This is a genomic window from Pseudomaricurvus sp. ABR4_320 (assembly GCF_056159445.1).
This window is the reverse complement of sequence record NZ_JBSWVF010000005.1, coordinates 37111-53766: the sequence shown is the minus strand read 5'-3', so window position 1 is coordinate 53766 and position 16656 is coordinate 37111. Positions and strand designations below refer to the sequence as shown.

Annotated in this window: 16 protein-coding genes; 7 read left to right on the top strand and 9 right to left on the bottom strand. The window is 50.9% G+C overall.

Annotated features, from left to right (window positions below; all coding sequences use genetic code 11):
• The first annotated feature begins 218 nt into the window (after window positions 1–218).
• The 3 genes from ACXAFR_RS11755 (at window position 219) to ACXAFR_RS11745 (ending at window position 2913) form a co-directional block, all read left to right on the top strand.
• Window positions 219–1205 (top strand): porin, encoded by a 987-nt coding sequence (locus tag ACXAFR_RS11755; protein ID WP_475176994.1) that lies wholly within the window; start codon window positions 219–221, stop codon window positions 1203–1205.
• 359 nt (window positions 1206–1564) lie between these two features.
• Window positions 1565–2056 (top strand): hypothetical protein, encoded by a 492-nt coding sequence (locus tag ACXAFR_RS11750; RefSeq protein WP_475176992.1) that lies wholly within the window; start codon window positions 1565–1567, stop codon window positions 2054–2056.
• A gap of 77 nt (window positions 2057–2133) precedes the next feature.
• Window positions 2134–2913 (top strand): MlaA family lipoprotein, encoded by a 780-nt coding sequence (locus tag ACXAFR_RS11745; protein ID WP_475176990.1) that lies wholly within the window; start codon window positions 2134–2136, stop codon window positions 2911–2913.
• Window positions 2914–3043: 130 nt separating this feature from the next.
• On the opposite strand, the gene ACXAFR_RS11740 is transcribed toward ACXAFR_RS11745, so the two are convergent.
• The gene (locus ACXAFR_RS11740; protein WP_475176989.1) at window positions 3044–3352 is read right to left on the bottom strand and encodes a PilZ domain-containing protein; all 309 of its coding nucleotides are present in this window, start codon (window positions 3350–3352) and stop codon (window positions 3044–3046) included.
• Window positions 3353–3655: 303 nt separating this feature from the next.
• Here ACXAFR_RS11740 and ACXAFR_RS11735 point away from each other — a divergent pair, with 303 nt between their 5' ends.
• Window positions 3656–4867 (top strand): SpoIIE family protein phosphatase, encoded by a 1212-nt coding sequence (locus ACXAFR_RS11735; RefSeq protein ID WP_475176986.1) that lies wholly within the window; start codon window positions 3656–3658, stop codon window positions 4865–4867.
• Window positions 4854–5339, top strand: coding sequence for an STAS domain-containing protein (locus ACXAFR_RS11730; protein ID WP_475176984.1), 486 nt, complete (start codon window positions 4854–4856; stop codon window positions 5337–5339). Before ACXAFR_RS11735 ends, ACXAFR_RS11730 begins: the two co-directional genes overlap by 14 nt.
• Before the next feature lie 10 nt (window positions 5340–5349).
• Here ACXAFR_RS11730 and ACXAFR_RS11725 read toward each other — a convergent pair whose 3' ends face one another.
• Together ACXAFR_RS11725 and dusA are read right to left on the bottom strand one after the other, a co-directional pair.
• Window positions 5350–5799, bottom strand: a complete 450-nt coding sequence (locus ACXAFR_RS11725) for a tellurite resistance TerB family protein (protein WP_475176981.1) — start codon at window positions 5797–5799, stop codon at window positions 5350–5352.
• A gap of 22 nt (window positions 5800–5821) precedes the next feature.
• Window positions 5822–6790: a tRNA dihydrouridine(20/20a) synthase DusA gene (gene dusA / locus ACXAFR_RS11720; protein WP_475176978.1), complete on the bottom strand. Its 969-nt coding sequence runs from the start codon at window positions 6788–6790 to the stop codon at window positions 5822–5824.
• Window positions 6791–6975: 185 nt separating this feature from the next.
• Here dusA and ACXAFR_RS11715 point away from each other — a divergent pair, with 185 nt between their 5' ends.
• Window positions 6976–7524: a DUF2380 domain-containing protein gene (locus ACXAFR_RS11715; protein WP_475176976.1), complete on the top strand. Its 549-nt coding sequence runs from the start codon at window positions 6976–6978 to the stop codon at window positions 7522–7524.
• Between the two features lie 38 nt (window positions 7525–7562).
• On the opposite strand, the gene ACXAFR_RS11710 is transcribed toward ACXAFR_RS11715, so the two are convergent.
• On the bottom strand, window positions 7563–8531 hold the full coding sequence (locus tag ACXAFR_RS11710) for a LysR family transcriptional regulator (protein ID WP_475176975.1): 969 nt from the start codon (window positions 8529–8531) through the stop codon (window positions 7563–7565).
• Between the two features lie 348 nt (window positions 8532–8879).
• Here ACXAFR_RS11710 and ACXAFR_RS11705 point away from each other — a divergent pair, with 348 nt between their 5' ends.
• Window positions 8880–10169: a purine-cytosine permease family protein gene (locus ACXAFR_RS11705; protein ID WP_475176973.1), complete on the top strand. Its 1290-nt coding sequence runs from the start codon at window positions 8880–8882 to the stop codon at window positions 10167–10169.
• Window positions 10170–10184: 15 nt separating this feature from the next.
• On the opposite strand, the gene ACXAFR_RS11700 is transcribed toward ACXAFR_RS11705, so the two are convergent.
• From ACXAFR_RS11700 to ACXAFR_RS11680, 5 genes are all read right to left on the bottom strand, one after another.
• The gene (locus ACXAFR_RS11700) at window positions 10185–10580 is read right to left on the bottom strand and encodes a hypothetical protein (protein WP_475176971.1); all 396 of its coding nucleotides are present in this window, start codon (window positions 10578–10580) and stop codon (window positions 10185–10187) included.
• Between the two features lie 108 nt (window positions 10581–10688).
• Window positions 10689–11855, bottom strand: coding sequence for a M14 family metallopeptidase (locus tag ACXAFR_RS11695; protein ID WP_475176970.1), 1167 nt, complete (start codon window positions 11853–11855; stop codon window positions 10689–10691).
• The gene (locus tag ACXAFR_RS11690) at window positions 11855–13573 is read right to left on the bottom strand and encodes a hydantoinase B/oxoprolinase family protein (RefSeq protein WP_475176969.1); all 1719 of its coding nucleotides are present in this window, start codon (window positions 13571–13573) and stop codon (window positions 11855–11857) included. The genes ACXAFR_RS11695 and ACXAFR_RS11690 overlap by 1 nt, the downstream gene beginning before the upstream one ends.
• Window positions 13570–15630, bottom strand: a complete 2061-nt coding sequence (locus tag ACXAFR_RS11685) for a hydantoinase/oxoprolinase family protein (RefSeq protein ID WP_475176967.1) — start codon at window positions 15628–15630, stop codon at window positions 13570–13572. Before ACXAFR_RS11685 ends, ACXAFR_RS11690 begins: the two co-directional genes overlap by 4 nt.
• A gap of 27 nt (window positions 15631–15657) precedes the next feature.
• Window positions 15658–16578, bottom strand: a complete 921-nt coding sequence (locus ACXAFR_RS11680) for a sugar phosphate isomerase/epimerase family protein (protein WP_475176966.1) — start codon at window positions 16576–16578, stop codon at window positions 15658–15660.
• Window positions 16579–16656 lie beyond the last annotated feature (78 nt).

Here is a 16656-nt window from a genome sequence, read left to right as displayed (position 1 = left end):
AAAGCAGCGGTTTTCTTTCAAATGAGTGGCGTGGCGCTTAAAGCTTTTTCGTGAAAGGTCCTGAATGACAAATTTTAGCGGTCTTTAAATTGTTAGACTATTGTCATATTACTGTCATATAACAAACTCACAATTCGCGCCATATTCCTTAATCTTTTTGGATGGAATAAATCCGGGTTGCTTGAGCCCTTTTTCTATTGTCTTGAGGAGACATCCCCATGAAAAAAGCCCTGTTACCATTGGCCGTTGCGGCCTGTGTTCCTGTCTCCGCGTATGCGGTAGGGCCGATCGATGGTGAAATATACGGTAAGGTTTTTGTCACAATGGACGCTGTCGATTTCGAAAGCGATGACGTTCCAGATGATGACTACGATCAGTGGGAAATGAACAGCAATGCTTCGCGGATTGGTCTGGAAGGTAAGACCGCGCTAACCGACAGTCTCTATGCCATTTACAAGGCCGAGTTTGAAATCTACGTCGATGATGGCGATAACGGTGATGACGAAGTCTTTAGCCAGCGTAACATCTACGTTGGTTTGATGGGCAACTTTGGTACGGCCATCGCGGGGCGTCACGATACTCCGACCAAGTTGGTCCAAAATAAGATCGATCTGTTTAACGATCTCTATGGTGACCTCAAAAATACTTTTGAAGGAGAGAACCGCGAATCCAATATCGTAATGTATTCTACGCCAGAAATGTCAGGCTTTACGGCCACTCTCGCATTCGTGGCGTCTGAGGGAGACGACGTTGATGTTGATGGAGAAGAAGATGATGGGTTCGATGGCACTTCGCTGTCGTTGACCTACACCCTCGATGATTTGTATCTGGGTTTTGCTATGGATCAGGACATCGATAATCAGGAGTTGTATCGAGGAGTGGTTCAATACACGCTTGGTGATTTGCAACTCGGCGGTATGTACCAGATGAACGAATCCAGTACCGGTGACGACGTTGACGAAGATGGCTGGTTGCTGTCGGCGCAATACAAAATGGGTGATATTTCTTTGAAAGGCCAGTACGGTATGTTGGAAAGTGATGCCGATGACCACGAAGAGGAAACTTTTTCTGTTGGCGCGGATTACAAACTGGCTAAAAACACCAAGGCCCTTGTCTATTACACCATGAATACCGATGAAGACGGTGCGACTTCCGGTGAAGATGCGCAAAATGTGTTCGGTTTTGGTATGGAACACAAATTCTGAGTAAGACTTTGATGGTTTTTGCGGTCATGATCAGGAAAGCCTCTGATTAATTAACTGCGTTGCCATCGCTTCGTTAAAAATGACCTCAAAATGCTCATTTACAACACGTAAACTGTGCTTTTTCGGTTATTTTTGCCTTGCGCTGGCCGCCTCGCCGACATTAATCAGAGGTTTCCAAGGTGCCATAGGTTCCCAGGGTGCCAGTGCTCTCACCTAGTCCGCAACGAGACAGTCGTATAGGTTGTCTCAAGAAAATTAAAAGTGTTGTAAAGGAGGGGGCGCGAGTGCGCCCCTTTTTGGTATCTTTCGCGGCCGTATTTTGGCCCGGTAAGAACTCTGTAAGAATGAGGGAGGCAAACTTGCCAAAAGCGTATGTAATCGTAAGCCTGCTGTCTGTGGTCCTGTTTGGTAGTTCTGTCACCATTGCGGATTCACAAGAGGACGATTGTGAAGCCATGGTCGATATGGCCGATAGCTTGAATTTCCATAAAATGCATATGGAATGCGGTGAAAAGGAAGTGAAGCTCTTTGAAGCGCCAGAAGAGAAGTCCCTGGTCGATACAGATAAAGAGGGTGCGGATGCCGTGGCTGAGAAGTCTGCTGCCGAAGTGAACTCTTCTAACACAGCGAGCGTAGAAACCAAGTTGTCCGGAAAGTCGGGGCGTGGTAACCGCAATGTTCATTACACGACTCGCGAACCCTTCACAGCAACAGGTGGAGCTCAGTCCGCCATCAATGGCCTATTCACTCAAATGATGCAGCAGTGTCCTGATGGTTGGACCAAGCTGGATGAATGGGCCCAGCCAGAAGATAGCGTTTATTATCTATACTATCGGTTTGAGTGCCGCTAATCCTCGCAAAAAGGGCCTTTTCCCTGCTTTCGAATCTTGAGGTACACTTGCGCCGCGAACTGTCCAGGAGAAACCCCATGTATTTTCGTGATCTTTGCAAAGTGCTACTGGCCGGTGTGGTGCTGTTTGCCGCATCAACGGCTCTTGGCGCTGAAAAAGACCCGGATCCTTGGGAATCATTTAACCGCAAGATGTTCAAGTTCAACGATACTCTGGATGTCTATGTTCTGCGGCCCGTGGCCAAAGGCTATCGTACTGTCACCCCAGACGTTGTTGAGACGGGCGTCTCCAATGTGTTTTCCAATTTATTGGAAGTGCGCAACGTGCTCAATAATTTGCTGCAGGGCAAATTGGGTCAAGCTGGGAATGATACTGGACGTTTTTTGATCAATTCGACGGTTGGTCTCGCTGGTATTTTCGATGTTGCGGGTTACATGGGGTTGCCCAGAGGGGATGGCGAAGACTTTGGTCAGACCTTTGCCACTTGGGGTAGTGGGCAGGGGCCTTACTTGGTATTGCCTTTCCTTGGTTCAACCACTCTGCGGGATGCATTTGGTATACCGTTGAATTCCTACACCATGCCGTATCCGTATATTGATGATGTTGCGACTCGTAACACTCTCTACGGTGTGAGTATGGTCGACACCAGAGCTCGCCTATTGGATGCAGAGTCACTGCTCAGTGGTGATAAGTATGCGTTTGTACGAGATGCTTTCCTTCAGCGTCGTGAGTATTTGATACACGATGGCGAGGTGGAAGATGATTTTGGTGGCGACTTCGGCGGTGAATTTGGTGGTTATGACGATGAATTTGGGGAAGGTGCCCCCGCCGATGAATTCGGAGATGACGAATTTTAAGGGAAACAAACACCGTCCTCGTTGGCGTGAGGATAAACAAGCGTCGCCCTTGGTACTGATAACGACTGGCCAGTTAGCGGTAACGACGCCTGGTCAGTGAGAGTCTGTGATCCCGTTTGGCTAGGCGGGACTACTTAATCACTTCAATAATTTCCATGCCCAGACGACAGCTGTCATTCGGGCCAGCTTCTACTCGATTGACTCGAACTTTGGCCTGCAGCATCGGGGTTATCCCGGTGGGCGCTTGAATAGAGACCTTAAGTTCTGCGCCAACGGGCAGGGTTTTATCCAGCTCAATCATCATACCGCCGCCGCTCAGGTCGTGGCAGATACCGGTCAATTCCGAATCTTCAGATTGAACAAAAACCTTAACAGGCGTGTCGATCTGCATTCTCAGAAAATTTCGTTTTTCTGTGTACGGTCGACTGGCTAGGTCCATGTAGAACTCCTGTGGGTGAGAGCTAAAAGTACAGACGGTTTATCTTTCTGTGTAATTTTAGACCTTGACTCTATTCTTCGCGAAAAGTTTTATGATCGAAACTGCGCTCAAGGCCGGTTTTATGAGGATAACTCCTGCTTTAGGAAGCTTGCATGAAGTCTACTATGGGAGTAGTGTTTTGGATCACATCTGTGGTTCAGAGTCCTTGGGACCGTACGAGGGCGTGCAAGCCGCTTTATAAGAAGCTCGTCCGCGGGTAATTACCGATAATTTTGGCCTGTTTTTCGTATTCACTAGTCAACCATGACCTCCGAGAATTGGACTCTACTCATCATTGATGATGACACCATTGTGCGCCAGAGCCTGGTAGCTTACTTGGAAGACAGTGGTTTTCGGGTGCTTCAGGCCGATCACGGCCAGGAAGGCTTGGATCTGTTTCATCAACATGAACCCGATGCCATCATTACCGACCTGCGAATGCCAGGGGTTGATGGCTTGGACGTGCTGGCGCGCGTCCATGGGGTCAATCCCGAAATTCCAGTCATTATTATGTCCGGCGTTGGTGTTATTGCCGACGTCGTTCAGGCGCTGCGCCTTGGGGCGGCCGATTTTCTGATCAAACCCCTGGTCGATCTCGAAGTGCTCGTCCATTCGGTGCGGCGCAGTCTCGAAACCCGCGAGTTGCAGGCTGAAAACCAGCGTTACCGCGAGGAGTTGGAAGCCGCTAACTCTGAGTTAAAAGAGCATGTACGCACTCTCGAAAAAGATCAGGAGGCGGGTCGACGTGTGCAGGAGCGGCTGTTGCCTCCGACGCCGTTTTCGCGGGGGGATTTCCGCATTGAGCACCAGGTCATCCCGTCGTTGTTTCTCAGCGGCGACTTTATCGATATTGCCTATCGCGCGGATCGGTTTTTGGCGTTCTATCTGACGGACGTGTCCGGACACGGAGCTTCCTCAGCCTTTACCACCATTTGGCTGAAGCATGCGGCGGGGGAGGTGATGACAGAGCTCAACCTCTTTATGCAGGAATCCCAGTTAGACACGGACATCAATCGCTGGCTTTGTGAAATCAACCGTCAGTTATTGGAAACCCGCCTGGGCCATCATATGACCTGCCTGGTGGGTATCATCGACCTGCAGCTGAATCGCTTGCGTTATTCGATTGCGGGCCATCTACCACTGCCTGTATTGACCTACGATGGTCACGCCCAGTTTTTGGAAGGTAAAGGGCGACCACTGGGCTTGTTTCCCAATCAATCGTGGCGTTTGCATCACGTAGATTTTCCGCCCGGTGCCGTATTGCTCGCATTTTCCGATGGTATCTTGGAAGTGATGCCGCCAGATGAATTGCAGGACAAAGAAGCGCATTTGCTGCGGGTACTGGCAGACAGTCGTCCGGGCATGGAAGGAACACTGGCAGCGTTGGAATTGACGGAGATTCACGAGGCTCCAGACGATATTGCCATCTTGAGAATTGAGCGTAACGGCGCTGGAGGGAATCATGCAGCCGGGTAAAATTTGGGTGGCCAATCGCGATGGTGTCTACCTGATTCGCATGGTCGGCAATGTACGCCTGACCCTGTGCATTTCCTTTGATAAGTTTATACAGGCCATGTTTGCCGCAGACGACTTCACATCCATCATTTTTGATCTGACTGAAGCCAAAAGCATCGACAGTACAACGTTAGGGCTAATGGCAAAGATCTCCATGGGAGCCGACGAGAGGAAGGACTTTCGGCCCATTATTATTTCCTCATCGCCGGGTATTAATCGGCTTCTGGATACCATGGGATTTGATGAGATATTCGATATTATCGATCGCCCGCTACAGCCTCTGGCGGAGGCGGTTTCTTTGGATCACGAAGATGTTTCAGAGGATTCTGTGCGGCGAAAGGTGCTGGAGTCCCACCGAATTTTGATGGATTTAAACAGCCGCAACGCAGACACCTTTCGGGATCTGGTTGCCACGCTGGAACAGGAAGAGTAGCTCCCGATATTTATTCGCCTCGAGCGATGTTGCGCGCCTTGATAAAATCCGAGTGGGACACATGGATCAAGTCCGCGACCCGTCGGATCAGGTGCTCCTCGTACTTGTCCAGATCACTGTCGGCAAACGCCACTTTCCACATGCCGGTAATCAGCTCACATTTCTCTTCCATGGAATATTCATCGTTCACGCAGCGGGTGAACTGAAACAGTGAGGTGGCGTCACGGCTTTCGGTGCGGGCAATGCGAATCAGCTCTTGCAGCGCGTTGGCCGAGAGATTGAATTGCTGACGCAAGACGTCAGAGAGGGTTTGTAATTCCACATCGGAAAAGTCTTCATCGGTCGTCGCCACTTCAATCATCAGTGCTGCCGCGGCCAATTCGCGGGTATTGGTTTCGACTTCCGGGGCCTGCTCTTCGGACATCAGGTCGGTAAACAGGGTTTTCAGGGCTTGTATCATGGATACCTCCTAATGTGTGTCTTTAGTCGCTGCGAACCAGATCGACGGCTTCCTCTAAAAGAGCGGCCGACGCACCCGGTTTGTGGCCATTCTCGCTCAAGTGCCGACGAAACTTGCGTCCTCCCGGCAAGCCGTGGAATAAGCCCAGCATATGTCGAGCAACTTGATACAGCGGCTGGCCGTTGTCCACCTGTCGGCGGCAGTAATCAATATAGCGAGCTGCGACCTGTTTGCGGGTGAGTATCGGCTGATCCAGCCCAAACAGTTGTTGATCTACCTCGGCCAGCAAATACGGGTTGGTATAAGCTTCGCGTCCGACCATAACACCGTCAAGTTTTGCCAGGTGCGTTTCGCAGTCCGCCAGCGTTTCGATACCACCGTTTATTACGATGGTAAGCTCCGGAAAGTCTTCTTTGAGTTGATAGACAAGCGGATATTGCAGTGGGGGAATTTCCCGGTTTTCCTTCGGACTCAACCCTTTGAGCCAGGCTTTACGCGCGTGAACGATAAAAACCTTACAGCCAGCAGCCGCAATGGTTTCGACAAACTGCGCTAAATAGGCGTAGTCTTCCGTGTCGTCGACACCGATACGGTGTTTGATGGTGACCTCTCGATCGGTGGCGGCCTGCATGGCTTTAAAGCAATCTGCCACCAATTGGGGGTGTTTCATCAAAATGGCCCCAATCATGCCGTTTTGAACCCGGTCACTGGGGCATCCACAATTCAAATTGATCTCGTCGTAACCCCATTGTTCAGCGAGTTCACAACAGCGTGCGAGATCGTCCGGATTGCTACCGCCCAGTTGTAAGGCGACAGGGTGTTCCTCAGAATTAAAATCGAGGAAGCGCGCGGTATCGCCATGAATCAATGCCCCGGTGGTGACCATTTCGGTGTAGAGCAATGTTCTCTCGCTCATTTGTCGCCACAGATAGCGACAGTGGCGATCTGACCAGTCCATCATCGGGGCGCAGGAAAAGGTTCGGTTCAGCATAACAATAAATCCCGGCAGACGGGCGATCAAAAAAAGCGCAGTATTGTACCCGTAAGGCGCCGAGCCACAAAGTGCCCTTATCCCGCGATCCCTTAGGGATATATTTGGCGCAACACGATCAACGAGGGGCGATCTGTTCAGTATGGCAGATACGTTTTTGCAACGTCTCTCTAAAGGAGAACTCCATGGCGATCATTAGATATGGCCTCGTGTGTTTTGCTCGATGCATGGTAACGAGTTTACTGATATGGTGCAGCGTAACGGCTTTTGCTGAACAAGACGGCGCTGCGATTGCGATTCTGGATTTTCATTTGAGGGATGTTACCTTGCTGCCGGGCACAGAGGCCGAGCAAGCGCGAACAGCGTCGGTGACACCACTGTTTAAGGCGGCGATGACGACTCCTGCCCAAGTTCGTTTGGTTTCAGTCCCCGTTGCCGAACAACAGGCGGCGGATCAAGGTGTTGGCTATTTGTATGAACACACCGATGTTGCCGGTGCTCTTGGCGCGACCCACCAGGCAGATTGGGTGATAGTCGGGCGGGTGTATAAGCCGAGTTTTTTGTTTGCATACCTGCAGGCGAAGTTGATCTCCGTTCATTCCCCTCAACGGGTGTATGATTTTGAAGTGGAAATAAAAGGCCAGCAGGATCTGGTGACGGAAAAAGGTGTTACGGCGCTCAGTCAGCGAGTCTTGGATGTACTCGCGACATTGCCACAAGAATCGTCTCTTTGAGCTTTGCGCTCTTTTTTATTTCCTCGAAACTCGGCGCATTAAGCCACTCGGTTATCGACGGCTGTGAGTGCGGCAACAGTTTCCTTTAAATACAATTGAATGCGTCTAAGCAGAAGATCAGCGCTGTCGGGCAATTGGCGACCGAGACGGCTGATCATGCTGATTTTGGTTCCTTCAAACAAGCCGCTGTCGGTAGGACGACTGACCAACTCCTGACCCAGAATTTCTTTCTGCGCAGCTATTTGCGGCATAAAACTGATGCCCTTGCCGGATTTTACATAATCTTTAATTAAAAGCAGTGAGTTGGAGGTAAGGTCAGGGTCGAGAAACGTTTCTGCCATATCGACAATCTGACGAATGCGATAAGACTTATTCGGCAGTGTCATTTTATGCTGACTGGCTTCGGTGAGGCTGACCATATCCTGCATCGCAAGGGGATGGTTGGGGCTCATGACGACTCGAATGGGCTGCGATAGCTCAAGCTTGGTTCTGATTTTCGGGTCGCGCGGAATATCAAAGATCAAACCAAAGTGAATTTCGTCTTCCTTTACCAATTCCATAATGTGATTGGTTTTTGCTAACAAAATATCAACGGATATCCCCGGGTATTCTTCAATATAATGATTAATCAAACGGCTAAACGCGTCCGAGACGAAACCTTCACCAATGGCGATTTTAATGGTTCCCGTTTTCAAACTTTTTAGATTGTCTATTTTGGAAAGAAAAACTTCTTCTTGAGCGCAGCGTTCGAGGTAGTGATCTCTGGCAAGTATGCCAGCTTCTGTTAGCTTGATGCCTCGCCGCCCTTTTTCGATCAGGGGAACACCGAGTTCTTTTTCTAGGGCGGCAATCTGCCGGGTAACGGAAGAGGGGGCGACATCCATGGCTTCGCTGGCCGCATTCATGGTCTTAAAGCGTTGAGCCTCATACAAATACATAAGGCGTGTATTATTGATTTTGATTTCCATGGCAAGCCTGTCGGGAGAAAAAGAAAAGTCATCGATCATTAGAAGCATCCATAGAATACAAAATTTGCGTCAAATGCAAAGTAATTTGTTCAGCTGTTGTTATGGAGGTGAAACGTTCTAGATTAAACCGTAGCACTGTTGCTTCCCGAGAAGCAGGCTGTTTCCCTAAAACATGTCTAAATTGAGCGCCGTTCAAGACTCGGTATCCATTTTAAATGGATTGCTGTCTAAATTTACTATTTTGCGCTAAACGCAAAAATGTATTACGTTTGTCGTCGTTGCGATCATTCGTTGGTCAATCTACGGTGAGGATCTTTTCCTCCCAGCGTCAGCATCATCTGGCTAACGAAAGCTGGGTTATGTCTGGTCCCTGCACGAGTTGTCACCATGCCTGAACATCAAAATCCTGCCAGCTATGAACATACCGCGGTACCCGAATCTCAATCCGTAAAATCCTGGCATATTGCACTGATCGTCATTGGTGGAACCATTGCGGTGCCCGGTTTTTTGATGGCTGCAGAGATCAGTCAGCAGGCAGGGTTCCATAATGCCGTTACCGGTTTTATCGTTGGCGGGTTGATTCTTGGTGTTCTCGGAGCCCTAACGGGCAGTGTAGGAGCCCAATCGAAGCTTACGACCTATCTGATTCTGCGCCACACCTTCGGCCGCTCGGGCTTCAAGATTTGCACGTTGATTACCGCGTTGGTGAGTCTGTTCTGGTTTGCGATGATCGGGAATCTGTTTGGTAATGCTCTTTCAAGTGTTTGTGAACGCATTCTCGACCTTTCTGTTGACCGTCGTATTTTCAGCGTCATTGGCGGATTGTTGATGACGGCGATTTCTCTGTACGGCATTGCAATGCTCGATAAAATGGCGCGCATTCTAGTGCCGGTAATGGCCATTTTATTGTTGGCGGGCCTCTGGCAGGCACTGCATACCTATGACCTCTCTGCCTTATCTGCTGAGGGTTCTGCGGCTATGGGTATCGGTGCTGTAGCCTCCGCCGTTATCGGCGCCTACAGTGGCGGTATCGTGACTTTGCCGGATTATACCCGTTACAGCAAAAGCCTTCTGGGGGGATCCGGGGCGATTTTTCTCTCTCTCGGGATTTCATTTCCGATCGTTCTTACTGTGACAGCAATTCCATCAATTATCGCCGGTGAGAAAGACCTAATTAATATTCTGTTGTTTCTGGGGCTGGGTACGGGTGCTCTGATTGTTCTTATCTTCTCGACGATATCCAGCAACTGTCTGATGCTGTATTCCTCCGGGTTGGGGATTGCGTCTACCAACGAACGCCTTAAATTTAAATATGTCGCGACGGTTATCGGCCTTGTGGCAACGTCTTTGTCTTTGTTTGAGGTGGTTTCTCTCTTTGTTCCTTACATCAGTCTGCTGGCAATATGCGTTCCCAGCCTCTGTGGACTGTATGTCTGCGATTTCTATCTGGTAAAACGTAGACAGTATCGAGAGGCAGAGGTAGAAGCTCTACCGGCTTACAACTGGCGAGCGTTTGTTGCCTGGGGGGTAGGTATTCTTACCGGTTATCTAAGCGTTTATCATCAAGTGGGATTTACCACGGTTGCCGCGATGGATTCGGTGATTCCGGCGGCAGTCGTGTACTGGGGCTTGAGCCGAGCCGGAGAGTCGCTGGTAAAGAGACCGGCTCGAACATAAGGTGAGAGGCGTTGGTCAGCCGCGCAGGGCGCTAGGAATACAATCAGTGGCGAGATCAACACCGGTAAAATTGACGTGTGCGATACGGCCGTCTTCAATGTCTGCGAACCCCATGACTTGTTCGATGATTAAGTTGCCCTGATCGACAACGCGAACATAGTGCCAGGTAAATATTCGATTCTCCTGTTGCTGCATCAATTCGAAAGGCAAAATAATCTCCACATTTTCTACGCGGGCCTGAATACCGATAAAGTGCTTTGAAAGCGCATCCAAGCCTTTGACGGCGGGGCGTCCATTGACGATCAATTCTGCGTCGTCTGTCCAGTACTGTGAAAAGCTTTCGGGTGTAAAACCTTCGGGATCGTTAAAAGCGGCATTCCACCATTGGAACATCGAAGATAGGGCGTCCATGCAGACTCCTTTTTTTAGAAAGAAAGGTTTGGAAAGAAAAAAGCCGTAGCCTACTAGCCTACGGCAAACACGTTAACAACACTGAGCTGATGTTTCGAAGTTTGAAATCTAGCGTAGTGTCGGCAGTTGGGAGAGCAACGCGGGTACCAGTGCGGCACCCAAATCGTAAGCGCGTTGTGGTGACCATCCGTAAACGGGATCCGAACTCCAGCTGGTGTCTTTGTAGGGCTGTTCCAGCAGTACAGACAGACAGTTGAAGCGCTCTGCAATCCAGTTCCAGGCCATGGTTAAATCGGCTTCTTCTGGCGAGCCACCAGGGTAGGGGTGGCCCAGTTCGTACTCAGGTGTGGCTGCAGCCCAGGCCAGTTCAAACTGACGAAACTTGCGTCGCAACTCTTTGGAGCGCGAAGGAATTTCCAACGGACCACCGAGGAAAACGCAGCGCAATTCCTCGTCGCCGTGACAATCCAGAGAAAAGTCTACGCCTGTCTCTTCCATACGATTGCGTACCGCGACGACTTCAGGTGAACGCTCCATGGAAGGCTCGACCCATTCCCGATTGAGGTTACAACCGACGCCGTTACCGCGGGTATGGCCCATAGCCACACCGTCTGGATTGATATTGGGAATGATGTGAAATACGGCTTTCTCCAATAATGTGCGACCGACAGTATCTTGTGGATCCGTCAGTCGATTGAGAAAACCTTCGAGAAAATAGCCGCTCATATTTTCGGAAGGATGTTGTCGTGCAACAATCCAGCAAACCTTTTTCGTATCGCCAGGCTCGCTAAACATCAACTCTTCAATAGGGCGCCCCTGGGTACTTTTACCGATAATTGATGTGGTGAAATCGGCGCGAGTCTGCAAATCTGCGTAGTACCTCAGCTCCTGTTCTGGAGTATAAGGCGCCCATTTTGCGTAAGTACAGGTGTTGTATTCTGGTGTGTGCTCGATAATCACACTGCCGTCTGACTGCTTTTGGTAAGGCACCCGAAACCAGTTCTCCAAATCGTAAGACGCTACAGCGCCGGTATTGGTCCATTCATCGTCAATTTCTTCACGGCCGGCGAGGCGCTCTTCTTCTGAGCGAGAGGCGTTGGTGAGCACCATGCGCAAAGGGACGTCTTTACATGCGCTGACTCGATAATGAAACCAGCCCATCCAAGGTGTTTCCGGATCCGTCTTTAATGCCAAGCGGATGTCGGAAGGGTTTTCACTGTTGATAACTTCAATACTACCGGTGGGAATATCACCGGTGACAAAAATATTATTCATTACTTCTCCGCTTGATGACGCAGGCGTTCAGTCTCTGCGATATTGATACAGCCGTCTTCGATACAGACTTTGTAAAGGTTGGTCGCTGCCTCTAGGGAAACATAGCCTTCGAGTACATCTTCCAAAACGGCTTCAGGGTCGCGTTCTACGGGGTTGCCAAAGCCGCCACCGCCGCCGGAAATACAGTGCATGGTTTCATCCACTTTTACGGGAGTACGATAGGTGCCCACCCGTTTTTCTTTGTCGGTGCCGGGGAATAACAGCATGGTGATGGATTCGGTATCCTGACCACCTTCCAGAGCCCAGGTGCGGGTTTTGGTTTTCTTGGTGACGGTTAGAAATTCGCCGTCCTGTGCAAAGCGGATGCGCCTTTCGGTGCCGAGTCCGCCACGTTGACGACCGGCACCGCCGCTGTCCGTACGCAGAGCCAGAGACTCCATCCGCATACCGGTTTTCATTTCCATCACTTCAATCGGTGTATTGCGAACGAGCGCGCCCGAGAGATGATTGACGGCATTCGCGCCGTCTGCGTTGACCGTAGCACCCCAGCCAACCGGGTCGTTGTTGGATACGGCGTACATGGCGCCCGTCTGGGGATTGTTACCCACCATCATAAAGCCAGGGGTGTCACCGCCGCTGGAAGCCGCCAAGCGTTGTGGCATCCCCTGAGCGAGGGCCTTGTAGATCAATTCCAAGGTCAGGTGGGATGTCCACAAGGTATAGGTGGCAGCGGGATATACAGCATGGAAGAGGTTTCCCTCTGGGGCAATAACATCCAGCGCGCGGGAATAACCGGCATTACTCGGGGAGTGAGGGTTGGTCAGTGAACGCAACACAAATTTGCACACAGTCTGAGTCAGACCAAAAGGCATATTGATCGGGCCGCGAGTGGCGCCAGAAGACTGACTGAAGTCGCAGCTCATGCCCTTGTCATCGAGTGTGACTTTGACATGGATCTTAACCGGCTCATCGGTGATACCATCGTCGTCGACCCAGTCTTCGGCTTCCCAGGTACCTTGGGGGAGTTTTGCTAACTCACGGCGCGTGGTCATATCCCCGTGGTGCAAGAAGTGCTCAATGGCGGTGTCTAAGGCGGGCTTGCCGAACTTTTCGAGAATGGCGTTCAGACGGGCTTCACCCGTTCGCGTCGCAGCAACTTGTGCTTCAAGATCACCGATAACGAGATCCGCCATGCGAGAATTAAAACGAATCAGATTCAAAATTTCCTGATCCAGTTTGCCGCGCTTATAAATTTTTGTGCAGGGAAAGATCAAACCTTCCTGATGCATATCGGTGGAATCCAGAACATAGCCGGGATCCTTCGCGCCCAGATCCATCCAGTGAGCCCGAATACAGGTGTAGGCAAACGGGGTATTGCTGTCTGGCGCGAATACCGGGGCAAACAGCGTCACATCGGCGGCGTGGGCACTGTTCCAGTAAGGATAATTCATCAGCAGAATATCACCCGGTTCCAGGTTCTCAACACCGATATATTCCACACCTTTTTTAATGGCGTAGTCATTCGCACCGAGAAATAATGCCAGCCCTGGAGCTTCGGCGATGAGATCCAAATTGGCATCGTAAACCGATATGCCAAAATCGAGAGTCTCGTAAATAACCGGATTGAAGGCCGTGCGGATTAGGGTGCGGCGCATTTCCTCGGTGGCGGAAATGAGATAGCTGCGGATGATTTCGGTTCTTGCTCCGTCCAAGCTCATGGGCGTGCCTCCCCGTTGCGGTTAGTGGTGATAATCATGTGCCCATAGTCGTTAACTCGACAGCTTTGGTCGCCGTGAATAACCGTGTTACAGGTGCCTTCTTCGACGATTGCTGGGCCATCAAAGGTATGTCCAGCCGTCAGAAGATCGCGATCATAGATGGCAAAGGGGACCCGCTGGCGTACAGCAAAGTCGAATGCCTCGCGGGTCGATTTGATCGCCTCACTGGCATCGGTCGTTGCTTCAGGTAAACGTTGCATGGCAGGTTTCGACAGTCTGCCAATTCCTCGCACGCGCAGCGCGACAACTTCCACGGTATCCGGCATAACATGGCCGTATCTTTCTTTATGCTGGTCGTTGAATTCTGCGACCGCCGCATCGACGTTCAGCTCTCGCTCAACAACAACTTTGAGTGCGTGCTCTTGACCTGCGTAGCGCAAGTCCAGGGTGTATTCCATTTCCCGTTCGGATTCGACCAGTCCCTGCATGGACAGCTGCTCATGGGCGGCAAGTGCTAGCGTATCAAAACCCTCTATGATGGCGTCGCGCTGTTCCGCCGTTAAAGGGCGAATATCGGTTTGAGCGAAGTCTGCGGTAATGTCAGACATCAACATGCCGTAGGCAGAAAATGCTGCCGGAACCCGGGGAACGATCAACTCGACCACATCGATTTCCCGGGCCAGTAGCGGGGCGATCATGGGGCCGGCGCCGCCAAAGGCAACCAGAGAAAACTCAGACGGATCGCGCCCCCGGTCTACGGTTATTTCACGTACTGCACCGACCGTTTTTGCGATCAGAACATCAAACACACCAGCGGCGACCGTGGTGGCATCGGTGTTTAATGGAGAGGCCAATTTGCTGTCGATTGCCGCGAGGCTCGCTTCTCCATCCAGCGCCATCTTACCGCCCAAGAAACTCGCCGGATCGAGATAGCCTAAAGCAAGAGAGGAGTCCGTCGTTGTGGGTTCCGTACCGCCACGACCGTAGGCGACGGGTCCGGGATCCGAGCCTGCACTCTGTGGGCCGACCTGCAAAAGTCCGTCCTCAACACGGGCGATGGAACCACCTCCCGTACCAATACAGCGAATATCGAAGATGGGCATTAATACCGGAAAATGCTCCATATTCGCTTCATGCATAACAATCGGCTGCTGATTTTCAATCAGGCTGGCATCGAGACTGGTGCCACCGTAATCCAGAGTCAGCAATTGATTTTTGTCCAGCACATGGGCCAACTCGGCAGTGCCGATCATGCCGCCCGCCGGTCCACTCATCACGGTAAAAATTGGGGCTTTCGCTGCCAGCTTGGCCGTCATGGCGCCACCGCTGGAGCGCATAATCAGGAAGCGACCACCAAAGCCTTTTTCGGTGAGTGCCGTATCGAGTGCGTCAATATAACGCTCGTAGATCGGACGAATATAGGCGTCTAGAACCGTGGTAGAGGTGCGTTCGTATTCCCGATACTCACGAGTAATTTCGCAGGAAATAGAAACGGGTAACTCTGGACAGGTTTCGCGCACCAGTTGCGCAACGCGCTCTTCGTGGGCAGCATTGCGATAGGAATGTAATAGGCATACAGCAATGGCTTCAACACCAGCAGTCTGCAGTCGTTTTGCGGCATCGACAACGGAGGCTTCATCCAGGGGTCGGCTTTCGCTGCCATCGAATTGCAATCGACCATTGACGCCCACGCGATGACGTCGCTTAACCAAGGGTTCGCCTTTGTTATAGGCAAAGTTGAACATGTCGTGACCAGGAACATCCGCACGGCCAATTTCGAAAACATCTTCAAAACCGGAATTGGTGATAATCCCGGTGACGGCGCCGCGACGCTCGATAATGGCATTCAGTCCGAGTGTGGTGCCGTGGACAAAGGTATCCACGTCTTCGAGTGGCGTTCCTAATCGGTGAATCGCTTCCATAACGCCATCGGCGGGGCACGCCGGCGTTGTTGGGGCTTTCGCCAGCCGCACGGCGCCAGTTTGCTGATCCAGTTCGATGGCATCGACGAAGGTTCCGCCGATATCGACTGCGATACGGTATCTGTTGTTACTCATAATATCTCTTTTGTTTCTCTGGCGGCGTTACAACATTGGCCGTAAATAGGTGTAGCTTTCTTTGATGACTGCTGCCGGATCTTCAGGCGCATCATATTCAACAAAGTAGTGTTTTACGCCGGCGGGACCGGCGGCGTCGAGAAAGCGTTTGAAGTCGACGACACCCTTGCCAGAACCTCTCACGCTGCCGTCTTCTGCAACATCTTTAAGGTGACAAAGGCGAAAGCGTCCCGGATACTTTTGCAAATACGTGAGAGGGTCCGCGCCTGCATGGGTGACCCAGGCGAGATCCATTTCCATATCCATCAAGTTTGGGTCTGTACCTTCGATAATTTGGTCATAGGGAATAATTCCATCCACTTCGACAAATTCCGCGCCGTGGTTGTGGTATGCCAGTTTCAGACCTTTTTGTTTGCAAATTTCACCGGCTTTATTGAGCGTGCGTACCAGTTCATTAACAGCGGCCTTTGATTGCATTTGCACATCCCAGGTGATCTGCCAGGTAAGATATTCCTGACCGATACCTTGCGCCATGCCGGCACATTCATGGATCAAATCGTCGATACAATCAAAAGAAAAGGCTTTGAGAAACGCCTGCTTGAGTTCGTCAAAAGGAATTTCTTTACGAAAGCCCGCGGCGAATATTTTGCCCAGTCCACGCGGCATCAAATGCTGGGAAGGTGAGGTTAAGCCGTATTGGCTAAAAAGCTTCTTTAACCACGCAGGGTCTTTGTCGAAATCGCCAAGGGTTTCGACTTCCGCATAGCCAAGCTCGGATACCGTTTTGATCGTACCTTCAAAATCGGCATCCAGCATTTCCATGACCGTGTAGAGTTGCAGACCGAGAGGGCGTTGGTTGGCTTTATCAGGCATAGCGATGCTCAAACCTGGAAATGTTGTCATCAATGCGGCTGTGGAGCCGTACCGAAGAAAATCGCGGCGTTTCATGAGGGTTTCCATTGGATTTGCAGGAAAAAGGAGATTTTCGATCGCTCGAATTTCTGGTTGATACCATTTATATCGATA